Here is an 18,153-nt window from a genome sequence, read left to right as displayed (position 1 = left end):
CCGCGCCGGCCGCCTGCCGCCCGCGGTCGAGGCCGCGGAACAGTGTCGGCGCGGCGCCTGCGTTCCGCTGTCGAGGCCGCTCAGTATCGCTGCGGCAGCTCGCAGACGAACCCCTCGCAGCGGTAGGCGCCGGGCTCGCTCTTGCCCTCGAGCAGCGCGAAGCCCGCGCCGGCGAGCGCTGCTGCCTGCTCCGCCGTCGCCGCGAGCGCACCGGGCTCGCGGCGCAGCTCGCGGGCTTCGGCGGCGGGCGGCTCCCCCACGATCACGACGGTGCGCGGCGGCTCCGTCAGCAATCCGGCGACCCTCAGCGTGGCGGCCCCGGCGAACGGGTTGCGCATCGCCAGGCTCGCGTCGAGCAGCCGCGTCGCGCGCTCGAGGTGCGCGGCCTCGCCGGTGAGGGCGTAGAGCTGCTGCAGCGCCCCCGCGATCGCCGCCTGCCCGGAGGGCGCGTCGCCGTCGGAGGCAGGGCCGAGCTGCAGCGCGGGCCCTTGCGATGCGGTCACCGCCGGGTCGGGCGCCGCGTCGAGGATCGCGCGCGCGGCGACCGCCCAGCGCGCCTCGCCGGTCGCGGCGGTGAGCGCGAGCAGCCCGCTGGCGAGGCATCCCGCGTCGGCCGCGGTGGCCACAGCGCTCGAGGCCACCCCGTCGAGGCTCGCGTGCACCAGCGCGCCGGGCGCCAGCCCATCCGCGACCGGCTCCGCGTCGGCGTCCGCGCCCGCATCCGCTTCCGCCTGCGCGTGGGGTGCGTGGGCGGCGAGCAGGTGCTCGGCGGCGGCGGTCGCGAGCTCGAGTGCGCGGCCGTCCTCGTCGCGCAGCGCTCGGATCGCGAGCGCCTCGATCGCCAGCCCGTTGGCGCCAGTGACGACCAGGCGGTCGAGCGGTGGGCGATCGCGCTGCGCCCCGGCATGCTCCGGCAGGTGCCAGCCGCCCTCGACGCGTTGGCCGTCGACGAGCGACTCGGCGTCCTCGGCGATGGCGAACGCGCCGCTCGGCAGCCGCAGCACCTCGGCCAGGAAGTCGACGATCCCCGCAGCGACGTTCTCGCGGCCCAGGAGCGTCGCGGCGTGCAGCAACTGCGCGTTGTCGACCAGCATCCGCTCGAAGTGGGGCACCGACCAGTCGCGCTGGGTCGCGTAGCGGAAGAACCCGCCGTCGCGGCCGCGCAGGTGCGAGTAGCCGCCGGCCGCGACCACCGCGTCGTCGCCTGCGGCCGCGTCGAGCAGCCGTCCGGCGAGCTCGCGCAGTTCTCCCGCCGGCCCTGCATCATCGGCTTCAGAGGAGCCAACCTCCGCCATCGCGAGCGCCACGATCAGCGGCGCCTGCGGGAACTTCTGTCCCTCGCCGAAGCCGCCGAAGCGGGCGTCCTCCTGCCCGGCGGTGGCCGCGAGCGCCGCGCGCACCGCTGCTACGTCGGGCAGCTCACCATCGCCCGTGCCTTCGCCGATGCCGCCGCTCGCTCTCGCACCGGCGCTCGCCGAGCGCAGCGCCTCCTGCACCTGCGCCGCCGTGCCGGCCACCGCATCCGGGTGGTCGTGCCAGGCCTGCCCGACCGCCGCCAGCACCTCGCGGAAGCCCGGCATGCCCTGCCGTCCGACCGGCGGGAAGTAGGTGCCGGCGAAGAACGGCAGCCCCTCGGGGGTGAGGAACACGCTCAGCGGCCAACCGAGATTGCGCGTGAAGGCGGATGCCGCGCCCATGAGGGCTGCGTCGACGTCGGGCCGCTCCTCGCGGTCGACCTTGACCGCGACGAAGCCCTCGCGCAGCTGCTGCCCGATCGCCGGGTCGGCGAACGACTCGCGTGCCATCACGTGGCACCAGTGGCAGGTGGCGTAGCCGACGGAGGCGAACACCGGCATGCCGCGCTCGCGCGCCTCGGCGAAGGCGGCATCGCCCCACTCGCGCCAATCGACCGGGTTGGCGGCGTGCAGGCGCAGGTAGTCGCTGGTGGCGGCCCCGAGCCGGTTGTCGGCGATGCGACTCATGCGCCCACGGTACGCGGCCAGCCGCCTGCGCGCTCTGTGCGGAGCAGCGGATGCGAGACGCGATGGGGTCAGACGTGTCGCGTCGGGTCCATGCGCTGGTGGAGGATGCGGATCACGTCCACGCCGTGGTCGCTCGGGACATAGAAGATCAGGTGGCTGCCGATGCTGTACCGCCGGTAGCCTGCGCGGATCTCGTCGCAGGCTCGCCCACGATCAGGGTCGGCAGCGACGCGCTCGATCGCCGCCCTGATCTCGAGCACGTAGGTCTCCGCCTGGCGGACGTCCCAGCGCTCCTCGGTGAAGTCCCAGATCGACGAGAGGTCGTGCCTCGCGGCCGGCGTCAGCCGGTATTCGCTCATGCCTGCTTCGCGACGACGAACGCGTCGAAGTCGAACTCCTCCGGCGCGCCGCTCTCCTCACCCTCGACCAGCGCTGATCGGAGCGTCGCCAGCCGCGTCTCCTGGTCTTCCAAGAGCCGCAGTCCGGCGCGAATGACCTCACTTGCGGACCCGTAGCGTCCTGACGACACCTCCCGGGACAGGAAGTCCGCGAAGTGCTCGTCCAGGCTGATCGATGTGTTCCGTGCCATGCCGCGAAGGTACCAAGGTTTGGTACTGCTTGCCGACGTCATCCGCGCTGCCCAAAGCGGCGCGCACGCCAGCTCGGCCGCAGCATCGAGTGCCAGTTGCGGCAGGGCTGCGTCGAGCCGCGGCGCACACCCGTGCAGGGCGGCATCTCCTTCGGCGGCTCGGCGTCGACCTGGCTCTTCAGGCCGTCGACGAGCACCCAGTGGCGAGGCCTCCACAGGTGCCAGGCGGGCTGCATCGCGTTCGTGAGCACCTCGCAATCGCAGCAGCCGCCCGAGTCGGACAGCCGCCGCTCGAGCGCCGTCGCCCGCGGCGCGGTGAGGTCGCGGAAGCGCCCGGCGAAGCGCAGGTCGCCCTGGCAACCGAACACGGCGACCACCCGGTCGAGGTAGCAGGCGAGGCACTCCTGCTCGTGGGGCGCGAGCCACAGCTCTGCCAGCTCGCGCACATAGCCCTCGGCCTCGGCCGTGATCGGTTCGTCCATGCCGCGCACCGTGGCATGGATGCGCCTCGCCTCGAGCAGCCGCGGCGGCCACCTGTGCAGAACCGTGGTCGCGACGAGCGCATCGCCAGCGCCTGCTGGACCCGAAAAAGACTGTGGGACCCGATAGATCGGGTCCCACAATCTCTACAGGGTCCGGCTTCGCCAGTCACGCGCGCACCGCGTCCGGATCGGCCGCAGCTGCCTCGCCTCAGCTCACCTCGGCGGGATCAGAGGAGACGCGGCCAGCGGCACCCTGATCGAGCGCGTCGATCGCGGCCACGTCGTCGGCACGCAGCTGCACCGACGCGGCTGCGACGTTCTCGGCCATGCGCTCGCGGCGGTTCGACTTCGGGAAGACGATGCGGCCGGAGGCCAGGTGCCAGGCGATGACGACCTGCGCCCACGAGACGCCCAGTCGCTCGGCGATCTCGCCGATCGCCCCGCCCGAGTAGTCGACCTTGCCCTGGCCGAGCGGCCCCCACGCCTCGATGGCGATCCGGTGCTCGGCGGCCAGCGCCGTCGCCGCGCGCTGCTGGAACTGCGGGTGCAGCTCGATCTGGTCGACGGCCGGCACGATGCCGGTCTCGAGGATCGCCGGCAGGTACCGCTCGTCGAAGTTCGAGACGCCGATCGACGTCGCGAGCCCCTCCGAGCGCAGTGCGGCCAGCGTCTCCCAGGTCTCGACCGGCGAGCCGGCGGCGGGCGTCGGCCAATGGATCAGGTAGAGGTCGACGTGCGAGAGCCCCAGCTTCTCGAGGCTCTCCCCCATCGCCGCGCGCGTGTCGTCGGCGCCGCGGCGGTCGTTCCACAGCTTGGTCGTGACGAAGAGCTCGTCGCGCGCGATCCCCGACGCGGCGATGGCGCGGCCCACGCCCTCCTCGTTGCCGTAGATGGCGGCGGTGTCGATGTGGCGATAGCCGGCCTCGAGCGCGTCGAGCACGATGCGCTCGGTCTCGGCCGGGTCGACCTTGAACACGCCGAAGCCCAGCTGCGGGATGCTGCGGCCGTCGTTCAGCTCGAGTGCGGGAATGCTCATTCGGTCTCCTCAATGGTCGATGTGTCCTGGGGCAGGGCGGATGCGTCGACGCCGTCGACGTGCCGCTCGTCCGGCCCGCTGTAGGCCGAGAGCGGCCGGATCAGCGCGTTGTTCGCGCGCTGCTCGATGATGTGCGCCGTCCAGCCGGTGACGCGCGCGGCGACGAACAGCGGCGTGAAGATGGGCACGTCGAAGCCGATCAGCGCGTAGGCCGGGCCGGAGGGGAAGTCGAGGTTGGGCTTGATGGGCTTGCGGTCGGCCATCGCCTGCTCGAGCGCGTGGTAGATCTCCAGCATGTCGGGCCGGTCGTAGTGCTCCACGAGCCGCTCGAGGGCCGCCCGCATCGTCGGCACGCGCGAGTCGCCGTTCTTGTACACGCGGTGCCCGAAGCCCATGATCTTGCGCTTCTCGTCGAGCGCGGTCTGCATCCACGCATCCGCCTCTTCCGCGCTGCCGACCTCACCGAAGACCTCCATCACGGCCTCGTTGGCGCCGCCGTGCAGGTGCCCCTTGAGGGCGCCGATCGCGGCGACGACGGCCGAGTAGAGGTCGGCGAGCGTCGAGGTGACCACGCGCGCGGTGAAGGTCGAGGCGTTGAAGGAGTGCTCGGCGTACAGGATCATCGACTGGTTGAAGGCCTCGACCACGATCGGGTCGGCCTCCGCGCCGAACGACATCCAGAGGAAGTTCGCGGCGTAGTCGAGGTCGTCGCGCGGCTCGACCAGCGGCTGACCGTTGCGGCTGCGCTGCGCGTAGCTGACGATCGAGGGCAGCACGGCGAACAGGGTGAAGGCCTTGTCGAGGTCGTCGGATGCGTCCTCGGCGTTCGGGTCGTTGGCGCCGACGATCGAGACGGCCGTGCGCACGACGTCCATCGGATGCGCGGTCTCGGGCAGCGCATCCATCACCGTCCTGACGTTGTCGGGCAGGGCGCGCAGCCCGCGCTCCTTGGCGCGGAACTCGGCCAGCTGCGCCGCATCGGGCAGGTCGCCGTGCCAGAGCAGGTAGGCGACGGCCTCGAAGGGCTGGGTGGCGGCGAGCTCTGGCACGGGGTAGCCGCGGTAGAGCAGGGAGTTGGTGTCGGGGTTGACCTTCGAGACCTCGGTGGTGTCGGCGTAGACGCCAGCGAGGCCCTTCTTGATGTCAGGCTCAGCCATGGTGCTCCTCGGGGAGGGATGGGCGCGGATGTGCAGCGGGCGGCGCGGGCAGTGCCCCGTCTCACGGGTCGCCGCGACGGCCGATGCGCAGACAGCACGACGCCCCGCCGTGGAGGGCGGGGCGTCGTGCGTGCGGGGCGCGGGTCAGTCGTTCGAACCGGCCGAGGGGGCCGAGGCGGGCGACTGCGCCGACGGGGCGCTCGGTGCCGAGACGGGCGACTGCGCGCTGGGTGCCGAGGCCGGGCTCTGCGCCGAGACGGGGCTCTGGGCCGAGACCGGGCTGGGCGCCGAGGCCGGGCTGGGCGCCGAGTGCTGCTGCGCGGGCGCCTGCTGCTGCACCGGTGCCGGTGCCGTGGTCGCCGCCGAAGGCGCCGACGCGGGCGAGTTCGCGCTGACGGGCGAGGTGGCCGAGGCCGTCGCCGAGGGGGCGTCGGCAGCGGAGGCGGCCGAGACCACGGATGCGTGGTCGCCGCTCGACTTGATCTGCACGGTGCCGCTGTCGAGCATGTCGCCGCTGGTGGTGCCGGCGTCGACGACGCTGCCGTCTGCGGTGCGCAGCTCCACGGCGTTCGCGATACCCGCCGCGCTGGCGGCGATCGCGCCCAGTCCGAGGACTCCCACTGCGCCCATTGCCATCCACTTGGTGTTCATGCTGTGCCTCCTGCGTCTGTGATCCCCGGTGCGTCGGGGCCTGGTGAGACCAACTCTCGTCGGCGCGCGTGAGGTGAGGAGGAAGCGCTCATGAGAGGCCTCTCATCGAGCGACGAGCGGCGCCCGCGCGTCAGGCGCAACGCGCGATCGAGCGACCCCGCCCGATCGAGCCCGAGCGGTCAGGCGACGCCGAGCGCGCGCGCGATCACGAGCAGCTGCACCTCGCTGGTGCCCTCGCCGATCTCGAGGATCTTCGAGTCGCGGTAGTGCCGCGCGACCGAGTACTCGTTCATGAATCCGTTGCCGCCGAAGATCTGCGTGGCGTCGCGGGCGTTGTCCATCGCGGCGTCGCTCGCGGTGAGCTTCGCCAGCGCCGCCTCGGTCTTGAAGGGCTTGCCGGCATCGCGCAGCCGCGCGGCGTGGTGCCAGGCGAGGCGCGCGTTGTGCACCCGCGTCTGCATGCGGGCGAGCACGAACTGCACGTTCTGGCGGCTCGCGAGCGGCTCGCCGAAGACCTTGCGCTTGTGCGCGTAGTCGACCGCCTCCTCGAGGCAGCCCTCGGCGGCGCCGGTCGAGAGCGCCGCGATCGCGATGCGTCCCTCGTCGAGGATGTGCAGGAAGTTCGCGAAGCCGCGGCCGCGCTGGCCGACCAGGTTCGCCGCCGGCACCCGCACGTCGGAGAAGGTCAGCGGATGCGTGTCCGAGGCGTGCCAGCCGACCTTGTCGTAGGCGGGTTCCACCGTGAAACCGGGCGTGCCGTTGGGCACGTAGATGGTGGAGATCTCCTTGCGGCCGTCGGTCTCGCCGGTGACGGCGGTGACGGTGATGAACTTCGTGATCGGCGTGCCCGAGTTGGTGATGAACTGCTTCGAGCCGTTGATGACCCACTCGTCGCCCTCGAGGCGCGCGGTGGTTCGGGTGGCGCCGGCGTCCGAGCCGGCCTCGGGCTCGGTGAGGCCGAAGCCCGCGAGCGCCTCGCCCGCGAGCAGCGCCGGCAGCAGCTCGGCCTTCTGCTCGTCGCTGCCGAAGTTGAAGATCGGCATGGCGCCGAGCGAGACGCCGGCCTCGAGCGTGATCGCGATCGACTGGTCGACGCGGGCGAGCGCCTCGATCGCGAGGCAGAGCGCGAAGTAGTCGCCGCCCTGCCCGCCGTACTCCTCCGGGAACGGGATCCCGAACAGGCCCATCTCGCCCATCTGCGCCACGACGTCCATCGGCAGCGTCTTGGTGCGATCCGCCTCGTACGAGACGGGCGCGACCACGCGCTCGGCGAAGTCGCGCACGCCCTCCGAGAGCGTCAGCTCGTCGTCGGTGAGCGAGTAGGTGGACAGGTCGATCGCCATCAGGTCTCCCGTTGTTCGGTGCAGCCGCCGTCGGTGCGTGGGCGGCCGGCCGGGTCTCGATCGGTCGCGCTCCACGCTGGGCGCTGCCCTCAAGCATGCCGCATCGCGCGCGCCGCTTCGAGCCCGTTCGCGTGCCGCGCCGCTTCGAGCCCGTTCGCGTGCCGCGCCGCTCAGCCGGCCGCGGGCGGCGGCACGTGCCTGGCGCGCGTGTACTGCGCTGGCCACACCGAGACGGTGTCGGCGGATGCGTCGGGCCGGCCCTGCGGGTCGCCGTCGAGCTCGGCCTCGGCCGCCAGCGCCCAGTGCGGGTTGCGCAGCCAGGGGCGGGCGAGCATGACCGCGTCGGCGTCGCCCTCGGCGAGCACCCGCTCGGCGTGCGCCGGCTCGTCGATCAGGCCGACCGCGTTCACCTGCACGCCCGTCGCCGCCCGCACGTCGCGGGCGAAGGGCACCTGGTAGCCGGGCTCGAGCGCGATCTGCTGCCGCGGGTCGAGGCCGCCCGAGGAGAGGTCGAACCAGTCGGCGCCCGCCTCGGCGGCCACGCGCACGTGCTCGATCGTCATGGCGGTGTCGATGCCGCCCTCGACCCAGTCGCTCGCGCTCAACCGCACCATCAGCGCGGCCTCCGGCGCCGCTGCCCGGACGGCCGCGACCACCTGGCGCAGCAGCTCGACGCGCAGCCCGCGCGGGTCGCGCTCGCCGGCTGCGGTGCGCCAATCGGCAGTGCCCCACTCGTCCGTCCGCGTGTTCGACAGCGGCGAGAGGAACTGGTGCAGCAGGTAGCCGTGGGCGGCGTGCACCTCGAGCGCCTCGAAGCCGGCGCCCACCGCGCGACGGGCGGCCGCGGCGAAGGCCTCCGGCAGCGCCGCGACCTCCGCCGCCGTCAACGCGCGCGGCGGCGCGAAGCGACCGAACGCATCCGTCGTCGCACTCACGCTCTGCCAGCCGCCCTCGGCCGCGGGCACGGTGTCGCGGCCCGACCACGGGCGGTAGGTGGATGCCTTGCGGCCGGCGTGCGCGAGCTGCATGGCGGGCACGGCGCCGTGGGCGCGGATGCGGGCGGCGATCGGCGCCCAGGCCTCGGCCTGCGCGTCGTTCCAGATGCCGGCGTCCTGCGGCGAGATGCGGCCCTCGGGCACGACGGCGGCGGCCTCGGTCATGACCAGCCCGGCGCCGCCGCGCGCGAAGGAGGCGAGGTGCTCGTGGTGCCACTCGCCGGGCATGCCGTCCTGCGCGTCGCAGGAGTACTGGCACATGGGCGAGACCCAGGCACGGTTGCGCGCCGCGATGGGCCCGACCTGCACGGGCGTGAACAGATGACTCATGGAGCTCCCGTCAGTGAGGTGTCGCAGACGGCCCGGTTCCACGCCGGAATCGGGCCGTTCACGCCAACTCGAGTCGATGCGCAGGTCAGCGGGCGCCGCCGGGCACCTCGAAGTTGAACACGCCCTCGTCGAACTCGTTGTAGGCGGCGTAGTCGTTCAGCTCGTACAGCCGCGCGCGCGTCTGCATGCGCTCGACCGCCCCGTCGAGGGTGCCGGTCTCGTTGAGCAGGCCGAGCTCGCGCTCGATGGCGCCCATCGCGATGCGCAGCAGCGAGACGGGGTGGATGGCGAGGTTGACGCCGACGTCTGCCAGCTGCTGGTGGGTGAACAGGGCGCTCTTGCCGAACTCGGTCATGTTGGCGAGGATCGGCACCTGCACGGCCGCGCGGATGGCCGCGAACTCCTCGAGCGTCGCCATCGCCTCGGGGAAGATGGCGTCGGCGCCGGCGGCCTCGAGGGCCTTGGCGCGGTCGATCGCTGCCGCCATGCCCTGCACGCCGCGGATGTCGGTGCGGGCCATGATCACGAGGTCGCTGTCGCGGCGGGCGGCGACGGCGGCGGCGATGCGCTGCGCGGCGACGTCGGCCGAGACCACCTCCTTGCCATCGAGGTGGCCGCAGCGCTTGGGGTTGACCTGGTCCTCCAGGTGCAGCCCCGAGACGCCCGCGTCCTCGAGCTCGTGCACGGCGCGCGCGACGTTCATCGCCTCGCCGAAGCCCGTGTCGGCGTCGATCAGGGTGGGCAGATCGGTCATGCGGCTGATCTGCCTGCCCCGCTCCGCCACCTCGCTGAGGGTGGTGAGGCCGATGTCGGGCAGGCCGAGCTCGGCCGACATGACGGCGCCAGAGATGTAGACGCCCTCGAAGCCCAGCTGCTCGATGAGCGGCGCGGTCAGCGGCGTGAACGCGCCCGGGAAGCGCTGGATCGTGCCGGAGGCCAGCCCGGCCCGGAACGCCTTCCGCTTCTCGCTCGGCGTGATCGTCGTCGACAGCATCAGAAGAGGCCCTTGGTGGTGCCGACGTCGATGGTGCCCTCGGGGCCGACGACGTTCAGCTGCCGCACCTCGTCGACGGTCAGCTCCGGCAGCCGCTCGACGAGCGCCAGGAAGCGGTCGATCTCGGCATCCTCGATGATGCCCTGCGCGAGGGTGCGCAGCTTCTGCACGTACTCCGCACGGCCGAACGGGCGCGCCCCGGCCGGGTGCGCATCCGCCACCGAGATCTCGTCCTCGATCGTCTCGCCGTCGGCGAGGGTGATCACGATGCGGCCGCCGAACGCCTTCTTCTGCGGGTCCGGGTCGTGGTAGCGCTCGGTCCAGATCGGGTCCTCGAGCGTGGTGATCTTGTTCCACAGCTCGACCGTGTCGGGCCGCGACGCGCGCTCGGGCGCGTAGGAGCCGACGTGGTGCCAGCCGCCGTCCTGCAGCGCCACCGCGACGATGTAGGGGATCGAGTGGTCGAGCGTCTCACGGCTCGCGGTCGGGTCGTACTTCTGCGGGTCGTTGGCGCCCGAGCCGATCACGAAGTGCGTGTGGTGGCTGGTGTGGAGCACGATCGAGGCGACGTTCTCGGGCTCGCGCAGCTCGGGCCGCTCGGCCGAGAGCTTGCGCGCCAGGTCGATCCAGGCCTGCGCCTGGTACTCGGCCGAGTGCTCCTTCGTGTAGGTGTCGAGGATGCCGCGCTTGGGCTCGCCCGCCGCGGGCAGCGGCACCTGGTAGGAGCCCTCCCAGCCGTCGAGCAGCCAGGCGATCACGCCGTCCTCGCCCTCGTAGATCGGCACGGGGCTCGTCTGTCCGCGCATCGCGCGGTCGACCGCCTCGACGGCCATCTTGCCCGCGAAGGCCGGCGCGTGCGCCTTCCAGGTGGAGATCTCGCCCTTGCGCGACTGGCGCGTGGCGGTGGTGGTGTGCAGGGCCTGGCCGACGGCCTGGAAGATCGTCTCGGCCTCGAGGCCCAGCATCGTGCCGATGCCGGCCGCGGCCGACGGGCCGAGGTGCGCGACGTGGTCGATCTTGTGCTTGTGCAGGCTGATGGCGCGCACCAGGTCGACCTGGATCTCATAGCCGGTGGCGATGCCGCGCACCAGCGCTGCGCCGTCGCAGCCGACGTGCTGCGCGACCGCCAGGATCGGCGGGATGTTGTCGCCCGGGTGCGAGTACTCGGCGGCCAGGAAGGTGTCGTGGTAGTCGAGCTCGCGCACGGCCACGCCGTTCGCCCACGCCGCCCACTCGGGGCTCACGGTGCCCTCGACGCCGAAGACGGCGGCGCCCGGCTGATAGGGGTGGCGCAGCGCCTGCTCGCGCGCCGAGACGACCGGCGCCCGGTTGAGCGAGGCGATCGCGACCGAGGCGTTGTCGATGATGCGGTTCGCGATCATCTCGACGACCTCCGCCTCCACCTCGACCGGGTCGACGGCCACCTGCGCGATCTTCCACGCCAGCTGCTCCTCGCGGGGCAGGTTCTCGGCGCTCTTGTGGGCACGGACCTCGTGCTGAATCATGACGTCTCCTTGATTGACGCTCGATCTGGATGTGGAAGGACTAGTTGCCGACGCTGCTGTGCTCGCGCACGGTCTCGAGCATGGTGGTTCGTGTGAGCCTGCGCTTGTTGAGCGCCCTGATGAGCACGGGCAGCGTGAGTGCCAACGCGAGCGTGATGTACACGATGGCCGAGAACGGTGACGTGATCAAGACGGTCGGGTCGCCCGCAGAGATATCGAGCGCTCGGCGCAGCTGCAGCTCTGCGAGCGGCCCCAGGATGGCGCCGACCACGACAGGCGCGATCGGGAAGCCGAAGCGACGCAGCAGGTAGCCGACCACACCGAAGGCGATCAGCAGCAGCACGTCGAACGACGCACCGTTGACGGCGTACGCGCCCAGCAGGGCGAACAGCGCGATGCCGGCGAACAGATACGGCTTGGGGATCTTCAGCAGCTTCACCCAGACGCCGACCAGCGGGAGGTTGAGCACGAGCAGCATGAAGTTGCCGATGAGGAGGCTCGCGATCAGGCCCCAGACCAGGTCGGGCTCGGTCGACAGGAGCGCGGGGCCGGGCTGCAGCCCGTACTGCTGGAACGCGACGAGGATGATGGCGGCGGTCGCGGAGGTCGGGATGCCCAGCGTCAGCAGCGGCACCATCGTGCCCGCCGCGTTGGCGTTGTTGGCGGCCTCGGGACCGGCGACGCCCTCGATCGCTCCGCGGCCGAACTCGGCCTTGCGCTCCTGCTTCGCCAGTCGCTTCTCGAGCGCGTAGGAGAGGAACGTGGGGATCTCGCTGCCGCCCGCGGGGATGACGCCGAGCGGGAAGCCTATGCCCGTGCCGCGGAGCCAGGGCTTCCAGGAGCGACGGAAGTCGTCCTTCGTCATCCAGGTCTGACCCTTGATCGACTCGACCGCGTACTTCGACGAGGTCTGGTGCGCGACCACGTAGAGCACCTCGCCGATGGCGAAGAGGGCGACAATGAGCACCACCACGTCGATGCCGTCGAGCAGGCGGGTCATGCCGAAGGTCAGTCGGTCCTGCCCTGACTGGAAGTCGATGCCGACCAGGCCGATGGTGAGACCGATCGCGAGCGCGGTCAGGCCGCGCAGCGGCGAGCTGCCGACGAGCGCGCCGACTGTGAGGAACGCGACGATCATCAGTGCGAAGTAGTCGCCCGCGCCCAGCTGCACCGCGATGTCGACGATCGTCGGCGCGAACAGCGCGACAAGCACCGTCGCGATCGTGCCTGCGATGAACGACCCGATCGCGGCGGTCGCGAGGGCGGCTGCGCCGCGGCCGGCGCGCGCCATCATGTTGCCGTCGATGGCGGCGACGATCGAGCCGGACTCGCCGGGTGTCTTCAGCAGGATCGAGGTGGTCGAGCCGCCATACATCGCGCCGTAGTAGATGCCGGCGAAGAGGATGAACGCGCTCGCGACGGGCATGCCATAGGTCATCGGCAGCAGCAGCGCGATCGTCAGCGCCGGACCGATGCCCGGGAGCACGCCGATCATCGTGCCGACGAAGGCGCCGAGCAGCGCGAAGAGCAGGTTCTGCAGCGTGAACGCGACCGTGAACCCGTGGATGAGTCCTTCGATGCCGTCCATCACAGCACTCCTGTCAAGATGCCCGCCGGCAGCTGGATCCGCAGCAGCAGCGTGAAGAGGTAGAAGACGCCGAGCGACATGATGATGCCGATGGCGATGGTCATCAGCCAGCGCCGCGCGCCAGTGGCGACTGCGACGCCGATGAAGGTGATCGCGGCTGCGACCGGGTAGCCCAGCACGTCGACGGTGAGGGCGAAGAAGACGAGTGCCGCTGCCGCCAGCAGCAGCTGCCACCAGTGCAGCCGCGTGATGTCGACGTCACCCTCGGCGGCGTCGGGGCTGCCGAGCCGACCGCGCAGCACCTGGATGATGAGCAGCGCCCCGAGGGCGCTCGTGAACGTGCCGACGAGCATCGGGAACTGGCCTGCACCCAGTCCAGATGCGGAGGTGGAGACGGGCTGCGACATCCCATCGAGGATGGTGACGATGCCGATCGCCAGGACGCTGATCGCCAGGAGCAGCTCCGGCCAGCGGTGCTGCACACGCGTCGCGCCCGGCGAGACGGCCGTCTCCGGCTCGGGCGCAGCAGCTGCTGCGCCCGAGCCGGAGACGAGCTGGGGGTCGGACATCACTCGAGGACGAGTCCGAGCTGCGAGAGCACACCCTCGACGCGCGTGTTCTCCTGCTCGAGCCAGTCGCCGAACTCGTCGCCGGCGAGGAAGAGATCAGCCCAGTTGTTGGTCTCCATCTGCTCGGCCCATGCCTCGGAAGCGGCCACCTCGGTCACGACTTGCACGTACTGCTCGACGGTCGCGTCGTCGAGCTCGCCCGGCGCCATGATCGACCGCCAGTTGGCGAACTCAAGGTCGGCGTGGCCGATGTCGGCGACGGTCGGGATCTCGATGCCCTCGATGGGCTCTGCGGTCGAGAGCAGGATGCCACGGAGCTCGCCAGCGAGGATCTGCTCGCTGAACTCACCGATGCCCGAGATGCCGGCGCTGACCTGATTGCCCAGCAGCGCGGTGGTGGCCTCGCCGCCGCCCGAGTAGGGCACGTAGTTCAGCTCGCTCGGCGCGATGTCGTACGCCTCGGCCAGGAGACCGAGGAAGACGTGGTCGGCGCTACCCGCGGAGCCGCCGGCGATCGGGACCGACGCGGGGTCCTCGGCGATGAGCGCCATGAGGTCCTCGATGGTCTGGATTTCGGATTCCGCTGGCACGACGATGACCTCAGCCTCGCCGATCAGCCGCGCGATCGGGGTGATCTCCTCCATCGTGACGCCGGTGTCGTTGGTGAGCACGCCGCTCATCATCGCGAGCCCGGAGGCCATCAGGACGCCCTCCTGACCGGGGTTGCTCACCATCTGGGCGAGCGCCACGGTGCCCGACGCCCCAGGGACGTTGGTGACGGTGATCGAGTCCGCGAGCTCCGTCGCCTCCATCGCTCCGCCGAAGGCGCGGGCGGTCTGGTCCCATCCGGAACCGGGGTTGGCCGGCGCGATGATCTCCATGCGGCCCAGGCTCTCGGCAGCTGCGGGCTCGCCGGAGGCCGGCGCGTCCTCACTGCTTGCGGGCTGCGTCGCCGTCGTGCAGCCGGTCAATGCGAGGGCTGCTGCGCCCACCACTGCAGCCAGCTTCCAGTGCTTCTTCACGTTCACTCCTTCGTGCCGTTGTCAGGCCGTCATCACGGCGCCGAATCCGAGGATTGCATAACTGCATGCAGATGTGCAACAGCACGGTTCTGTGCCAAGATCAGCCCATGGACGATCGAGGGCGACGCCGGGACCAGGGCGGATCTACGTACGAGCAGATTCGCGCCCTCATCGTGGAGCGGCGGCTCGAGCCCGGCACGCCGCTGTCGGCGCCGGAGCTCGCCGAGCAGCTCGGCGTCTCTCGCACGCCGGTGCGCGAAGCCATCGGCACCCTCGTCGTCGAGGGCCTCGCCGTCCGCCGCGGCACGAACCGCACGATGGTCGCGCCCGTCTCGGTGGAAGAGCTCGATCACGTCTACGACGTGCGAGCGAGGCTCGAGGGCTTGATCGCCTCCGACGCGGCACGGCGGGTGACGCAGTCCGACGTCGTGACGCTCGAGCAGCAGATCCTGCTGATGGATCGGCTGCGCGATGACTACACGCAGGTTGTGCGGTTCGGCGCCGAGTTCCACGACGAGCTGCAGCGCATCAGCGGCAACGACCTCGCGGTCAACCTGCTCCGCATCGTCCGCGGGCACGTCGACCGCTACCGCGCGCTGACGTCGCAGCGGCCGGGCCGCGCCTCCGATGCCGCGGACGAACACCGCGCGATCTTCGATGCGGTGGCGGCTCGCGACCCCGAGCGCGCGGAGGCCGTGATGCGCGAGCACCTGGCTGCGGCGAAGGCCGTCGCCATCTCCTTGATGCTGGAGGCCCACGCAGCAGACTGAGGCTGCGTCGCTACGCCCCCGGCACGAGCGTCGCGAACACCACCGTGTTGTTCGGGAACTCGTCGCCGCCCTCCCCCAGGTCGTCGCAGGTGATCAGGCGCAGCTCTGCGCCCGTCACCGGGTAGTAGACGGCGCGAGTGGGGAACTCGTCCTTCGGGAACGACTCGAGGTGATCGACCTCGAAGACCGCGGTGGAGCCGTCCTCGCGCGTGACGCGGATCTCATCGCCGGGCTCGAGCGTGTCGAGCTGGTAGAAGACGCCGCTGACGTCCGAGAGGGAGTTGACGTGGCCGAGGATGATCGACGCGCCGCGCTCGCCTGGGGTGGGCGAGCCGTCGTACCAGCTGGCGGGCGAGCCCTCGGCGCCGGGCGGCACCTCGAGCGTGCCGTCGGCGCGCTGCCCGGTGACGATGAGCTCCGAGGTGCGATCGAGCGCGGGGATGTCGATGCGCACGGGCTGCGAGGCGGCCATGGCCGGCGCGTCGGCGTCCGCGCTCGATGCCGCGTCGCCCTCGGCGGTCGGCTCGGCACTGGACTCGGCACTCGGTTCGGCGCTGGGGGTGGCCGCCGCGCTCGTGGCTGCAGACGGGGCAGCGGATGCGTCCGGCTGCGCCGCGTCGTCGGCGGCCGTGCCGCAGGCGGTGAGAGAGAGCAGGAGGGCCGCCGCCACCGCCGTGAGGCGGAGGCGACGGCCCGTTCCGTGAAGCATCATCGAGCTGACTGGTGCTTAGTTGTCGCGAACCGTGCGACGACGGACCACGTAGATGCCGGCAGCCGTCATCGCGGCCAGCGTGGCGCCCAGGGCGACGAAGCCCATCTCGCCGCCGTTGTCGCCAGCGGTGGTGACGCCGGTGTCGACGCCGCCAGCAGGTGCCATGGCGAGTGCGCCACAGAGTGCGGGCGAGGTGGCGGCGAGCGGCAGCTCGGGCACCAGGTCGCTCGGCTCGGTCGCGCCCTCGGGCTGCGTGGCCGGGTCGAGGCCGTGCACCACGACGACTGCCGTGCCGGACTCGAGCGAGTCGAGCACGTCCTGGCTGAGGTCGAAGGTCTCCTTGTAGGTGATGGTGTCGCCGCTCGGCGCCGACATCAGGTCGAGCGCACCGTCAGGGCTCTTGTCAGCGTCGCCGATCGACAGCGTCGTGCCGATGGCGCCGTAGGAGGCGGCGCCCTCGGTGGTGCTGATGATGCCGTCGCCGTTCTCGTCGGCATCCATGGTGGGGCAGGTGCCCTGCGCACCGATGTGGATGTGCTGCACGTGCGGGTAGGCCGCGCCGTCGAACTCGGCGGCCAGCCCGGAGGCGTTCACCGTGACGGTGGCCTGCGTGCCCTCGACGTCGATCCAGACCTCACCGGTCGCGCCGGAGTTGTTGAGCTCGTCGAGCGTCGTGGAGTACGCGTGGGCTCCGTCGTGGGCCATCGCCGGCATGGCGCCCATCGCCACCAGGCTGATGCCCAGTGCCGGTGCGACCAGCAGGAGTGCTGTCTTCTTCATGAGCGGTACCTCTTCCTTGAGTCTCGGGCAGTTGGTCGTGCCCGCTCTTGGAACGTGGTTCGGCACCCTCGCCGATGCGGATTGGAGCAGTTTTCCCGCGCGGCGTCGATCGCTGGCCGTCGCACCAATCCGAACGCGCCGCGGCGCCGAACCCCTTGCACCCCTACGTCACAGATCGGATGGCTCCCATGGCTCGCACGACCCGCAAGAGCACGACCCGGGCTCACACGACCCGGACGAGCACGACCCTGCTCACCACGATCGCCGTCGCATCGCTGCTGCTGAGCGGCTGCGCGGCAGCGTCCGGCGAACCGGCGCAGTCGCCCGAGGCGCCCGCCCACACCATGCCCGATGGCACGGTGATGGACGGCGCCGAGCACGGCGAGAGCGGCGGAGACGCCGCGCAGGAGTCCGACGGCGCCGCGCCCGAGACTGACGGTGCCGCGCACGAGACCGAGATGACGGATGCGCAGGGCGCGTCCGAGGCGGCGCGCATGATCTGCGACGGCCAGGTGGTCACCTCGGCGGCACAGATCTTCGATCTCGAGCCCTCGGCCGTGCCGTCGTCGAGCTGGGACTCCCCCATGTTCACGTGCACCTACGACGTCGACGGCGCGCCGGTGGTGCTGACCGTGCACGACGTGACGGATGCGGCGGCCGGGCAGGAGCACTTCGACGCCCTGCAGCAGCAGCTCGGCGCCGAGGACATCGAGGGGATGCTCGGGCTCGGCCTGCCGTCGTTCTCGACCGGCGACGGGGTGGTCGCGTTCCTCCGCGACGGCAAGACCCTCACGGTCGACGCGACCGCGCTGCCGGACGGCTTCGGCAACGGCACCAGCACGCAGGACGAGGCCGCCTACCAGATGGCCTCCGCCGTGCTGACCTGCTGGGTCGAGCACAACTAGCGGCGGAAACCTTGATCCGATCGTGATCGGATCTCGAGCGCCCTCCCAGCCCGGAGGAATGGACTGGGGCATGTCGTCTCCCTTCCACCCCGTGCGCCGGGTCTTCGCCGGGTCGCTGCTCGCGCTCGCCCTCGCAGCGCTCGCGGGCTGCGCCGCACCGCAGCCCGCGGCCACCACCGCGCGGGAGACACCGGCGCCCGCCACGCCCTCGGCAGCCCCCTCGGCGATCGCGACCGCATCCCCCTCCCCCGCTCCGACGGCGTCGGCCGATGCGCCGCCGTACTGCGGCGATGCGTTCATCGTCGACCGCTCGTCGATCGTCTGGTGGATGGGCACCCAGGAGGAGCAGCTGGCGCAGGCCGCTCCCGAGCCCGGCTTCATCGCGGCCGAGGCGCTCGCGGGCCTCGACGTCGTGTGCGCGATCACGTACCGTTCGCCGACCGACGGCGAGTCGGGCGTCGTGCAGGTCTCGGAGGCCTTCGTCGCAACCGACGGCGGCGCACTCGGGCAGCTCGAGGCGTGGGCGGCCTCGAACGGCTACGTCGCGCAGAGCGAGGAGTCCGGCTTCCAGGAGCTGCACCAGCCGCCGAACGCCGACGGCACCACGACCCGCAAGATCTTCTTCGCACCCCTGGACGGCGAGCATCCGCCGATCGGCGATGCCGAGCGCCTCATTGCGCTGACCGGCGCGCCGCCAGACGCGATCTACGTCTGGCACGCCGACTTCACGGTCGAGTGACGCC

General features: G+C 71.6%; 19 protein-coding genes. 3 read left to right on the top strand and 16 right to left on the bottom strand.

Features of this window, described 5'->3' with window-relative positions:
- Window positions 1-80: 80 nt before the first annotated feature.
- The 14 genes from J1M46_RS00555 to J1M46_RS00490 all read right to left on the bottom strand — a co-directional run bounded on the left by J1M46_RS00555 (window position 81) and on the right by J1M46_RS00490 (window position 14,243).
- Window positions 81-1,982: a thioredoxin domain-containing protein gene (locus J1M46_RS00555; protein ID WP_206445939.1), complete on the bottom strand. Its 1,902-nt coding sequence runs from the start codon at window positions 1,980-1,982 to the stop codon at window positions 81-83.
- A 68-nt stretch (window positions 1,983-2,050) separates the two neighbouring features.
- A complete protein-coding gene (locus tag J1M46_RS00550) occupies window positions 2,051-2,341 on the bottom strand; it encodes a type II toxin-antitoxin system RelE/ParE family toxin (protein ID WP_206445937.1) in 291 nt (96 codons plus the stop codon).
- A complete protein-coding gene (locus tag J1M46_RS00545) occupies window positions 2,338-2,571 on the bottom strand; it encodes a type II toxin-antitoxin system ParD family antitoxin (protein WP_206445935.1) in 234 nt (77 codons plus the stop codon). The genes J1M46_RS00550 and J1M46_RS00545 overlap by 4 nt, the downstream gene beginning before the upstream one ends.
- 38 nt (window positions 2,572-2,609) lie before the next feature.
- The gene (locus J1M46_RS00540) at window positions 2,610-3,053 is read right to left on the bottom strand and encodes a DUF2695 domain-containing protein (protein ID WP_206445933.1); all 444 of its coding nucleotides are present in this window, start codon (window positions 3,051-3,053) and stop codon (window positions 2,610-2,612) included.
- Between the two features lie 208 nt (window positions 3,054-3,261).
- On the bottom strand, window positions 3,262-4,089 hold the full coding sequence (locus J1M46_RS00535; RefSeq protein ID WP_206445931.1) for an aldo/keto reductase: 828 nt from the start codon (window positions 4,087-4,089) through the stop codon (window positions 3,262-3,264).
- Window positions 4,086-5,246, bottom strand: coding sequence for a bifunctional 2-methylcitrate synthase/citrate synthase (locus J1M46_RS00530; RefSeq protein WP_206445923.1), 1,161 nt, complete (start codon window positions 5,244-5,246; stop codon window positions 4,086-4,088). The genes J1M46_RS00535 and J1M46_RS00530 overlap by 4 nt, the downstream gene beginning before the upstream one ends.
- Before the next feature lie 144 nt (window positions 5,247-5,390).
- Window positions 5,391-5,897, bottom strand: a complete 507-nt coding sequence (locus J1M46_RS00525; protein WP_206445921.1) for a hypothetical protein — start codon at window positions 5,895-5,897, stop codon at window positions 5,391-5,393.
- A 179-nt stretch (window positions 5,898-6,076) separates the two neighbouring features.
- Window positions 6,077-7,240 carry an acyl-CoA dehydrogenase family protein gene (locus J1M46_RS00520; protein ID WP_206445919.1) on the bottom strand — a complete coding sequence of 388 codons (1,164 nt, stop codon included), beginning with the start codon at window positions 7,238-7,240 and terminating at the stop codon, window positions 6,077-6,079.
- A 170-nt stretch (window positions 7,241-7,410) separates the two neighbouring features.
- Window positions 7,411-8,565: an oxidoreductase gene (locus J1M46_RS00515; RefSeq protein WP_206445909.1), complete on the bottom strand. Its 1,155-nt coding sequence runs from the start codon at window positions 8,563-8,565 to the stop codon at window positions 7,411-7,413.
- Between the two features lie 85 nt (window positions 8,566-8,650).
- Complete coding sequence (prpB, locus tag J1M46_RS00510) at window positions 8,651-9,559, bottom strand: methylisocitrate lyase (RefSeq protein ID WP_206445907.1); 909 nt, start codon at window positions 9,557-9,559, stop codon at window positions 8,651-8,653.
- On the bottom strand, window positions 9,559-11,064 hold the full coding sequence (locus J1M46_RS00505) for an MmgE/PrpD family protein (RefSeq protein ID WP_206445906.1): 1,506 nt from the start codon (window positions 11,062-11,064) through the stop codon (window positions 9,559-9,561). The genes prpB and J1M46_RS00505 overlap by 1 nt, the downstream gene beginning before the upstream one ends.
- A gap of 40 nt (window positions 11,065-11,104) precedes the next feature.
- Window positions 11,105-12,652, bottom strand: a complete 1,548-nt coding sequence (locus J1M46_RS00500) for a tripartite tricarboxylate transporter permease (protein WP_206445903.1) — start codon at window positions 12,650-12,652, stop codon at window positions 11,105-11,107.
- Window positions 12,652-13,221 carry a tripartite tricarboxylate transporter TctB family protein gene (locus tag J1M46_RS00495; RefSeq protein WP_206445895.1) on the bottom strand — a complete coding sequence of 190 codons (570 nt, stop codon included), beginning with the start codon at window positions 13,219-13,221 and terminating at the stop codon, window positions 12,652-12,654. Before J1M46_RS00495 ends, J1M46_RS00500 begins: the two co-directional genes overlap by 1 nt.
- Entirely contained in the window at window positions 13,221-14,243 is a 1,023-nt protein-coding gene (locus J1M46_RS00490; RefSeq protein ID WP_206445893.1) for a tripartite tricarboxylate transporter substrate-binding protein, read from the bottom strand. Before J1M46_RS00490 ends, J1M46_RS00495 begins: the two co-directional genes overlap by 1 nt.
- A gap of 107 nt (window positions 14,244-14,350) precedes the next feature.
- Between J1M46_RS00490 and J1M46_RS00485 the strand changes: the two genes are divergently transcribed.
- Entirely contained in the window at window positions 14,351-15,013 is a 663-nt protein-coding gene (locus J1M46_RS00485) for a GntR family transcriptional regulator (protein WP_206445884.1), read from the top strand.
- 10 nt (window positions 15,014-15,023) lie between these two features.
- Here the strand turns inward: J1M46_RS00485 and J1M46_RS00480 are convergent, their stop codons facing one another.
- Complete coding sequence (locus tag J1M46_RS00480; RefSeq protein WP_342384206.1) at window positions 15,024-15,683, bottom strand: sortase domain-containing protein; 660 nt, start codon at window positions 15,681-15,683, stop codon at window positions 15,024-15,026.
- Between the two features lie 57 nt (window positions 15,684-15,740).
- Window positions 15,741-16,505 (bottom strand): hypothetical protein, encoded by a 765-nt coding sequence (locus J1M46_RS00475; protein WP_206445882.1) that lies wholly within the window; start codon window positions 16,503-16,505, stop codon window positions 15,741-15,743.
- Between the two features lie 188 nt (window positions 16,506-16,693).
- Here J1M46_RS00475 and J1M46_RS00470 point away from each other — a divergent pair, with 188 nt between their 5' ends.
- Window positions 16,694-17,410: a hypothetical protein gene (locus J1M46_RS00470; RefSeq protein ID WP_206445880.1), complete on the top strand. Its 717-nt coding sequence runs from the start codon at window positions 16,694-16,696 to the stop codon at window positions 17,408-17,410.
- A gap of 70 nt (window positions 17,411-17,480) precedes the next feature.
- A complete protein-coding gene (locus J1M46_RS00465) occupies window positions 17,481-18,149 on the top strand; it encodes a hypothetical protein (RefSeq protein ID WP_206445878.1) in 669 nt (222 codons plus the stop codon).
- The last annotated feature ends 4 nt before the right edge of the window (window positions 18,150-18,153 follow it).

This window comes from Agrococcus sp. KRD186 (assembly GCF_017168255.1).
In the GTDB taxonomy this organism is placed as follows: domain Bacteria; phylum Actinomycetota; class Actinomycetes; order Actinomycetales; family Microbacteriaceae; genus Agrococcus.
Note: the sequence above shows the minus strand (reverse complement) of the source record. Positions and strands in the feature narration are given on the sequence as shown.

Bases quoted from the DNA above. Each gene is read 5' to 3' on its own strand.
- J1M46_RS00555 (WP_206445939.1), bottom strand. From the start codon at position 1,982: ATGAGTCGCATCGCCGACAACCGGCTCGGGGCCGCCACCAGCGACTAC.
- J1M46_RS00550 (WP_206445937.1), bottom strand. From the start codon at position 2,341: ATGAGCGAATACCGGCTGACGCCGGCCGCGAGGCACGACCTCTCGTCG.
- J1M46_RS00545 (WP_206445935.1), bottom strand. From the start codon at position 2,571: ATGGCACGGAACACATCGATCAGCCTGGACGAGCACTTCGCGGACTTC.
- J1M46_RS00540 (WP_206445933.1), bottom strand. From the start codon at position 3,053: ATGGACGAACCGATCACGGCCGAGGCCGAGGGCTATGTGCGCGAGCTG.
- J1M46_RS00535 (WP_206445931.1), bottom strand. From the start codon at position 4,089: ATGAGCATTCCCGCACTCGAGCTGAACGACGGCCGCAGCATCCCGCAG.
- J1M46_RS00530 (WP_206445923.1), bottom strand. From the start codon at position 5,246: ATGGCTGAGCCTGACATCAAGAAGGGCCTCGCTGGCGTCTACGCCGAC.
- J1M46_RS00525 (WP_206445921.1), bottom strand. From the start codon at position 5,897: ATGAACACCAAGTGGATGGCAATGGGCGCAGTGGGAGTCCTCGGACTG.
- J1M46_RS00520 (WP_206445919.1), bottom strand. From the start codon at position 7,240: ATGGCGATCGACCTGTCCACCTACTCGCTCACCGACGACGAGCTGACG.
- J1M46_RS00515 (WP_206445909.1), bottom strand. From the start codon at position 8,565: ATGAGTCATCTGTTCACGCCCGTGCAGGTCGGGCCCATCGCGGCGCGC.
- prpB (WP_206445907.1), bottom strand. From the start codon at position 9,559: ATGCTGTCGACGACGATCACGCCGAGCGAGAAGCGGAAGGCGTTCCGG.
- J1M46_RS00505 (WP_206445906.1), bottom strand. From the start codon at position 11,064: ATGATTCAGCACGAGGTCCGTGCCCACAAGAGCGCCGAGAACCTGCCC.
- J1M46_RS00500 (WP_206445903.1), bottom strand. From the start codon at position 12,652: ATGGACGGCATCGAAGGACTCATCCACGGGTTCACGGTCGCGTTCACG.
- J1M46_RS00495 (WP_206445895.1), bottom strand. From the start codon at position 13,221: ATGTCCGACCCCCAGCTCGTCTCCGGCTCGGGCGCAGCAGCTGCTGCG.
- J1M46_RS00485 (WP_206445884.1), top strand. From the start codon at position 14,351: ATGGACGATCGAGGGCGACGCCGGGACCAGGGCGGATCTACGTACGAG.
- J1M46_RS00475 (WP_206445882.1), bottom strand. From the start codon at position 16,505: ATGAAGAAGACAGCACTCCTGCTGGTCGCACCGGCACTGGGCATCAGC.
- J1M46_RS00470 (WP_206445880.1), top strand. From the start codon at position 16,694: ATGGCTCGCACGACCCGCAAGAGCACGACCCGGGCTCACACGACCCGG.
- J1M46_RS00465 (WP_206445878.1), top strand. From the start codon at position 17,481: ATGTCGTCTCCCTTCCACCCCGTGCGCCGGGTCTTCGCCGGGTCGCTG.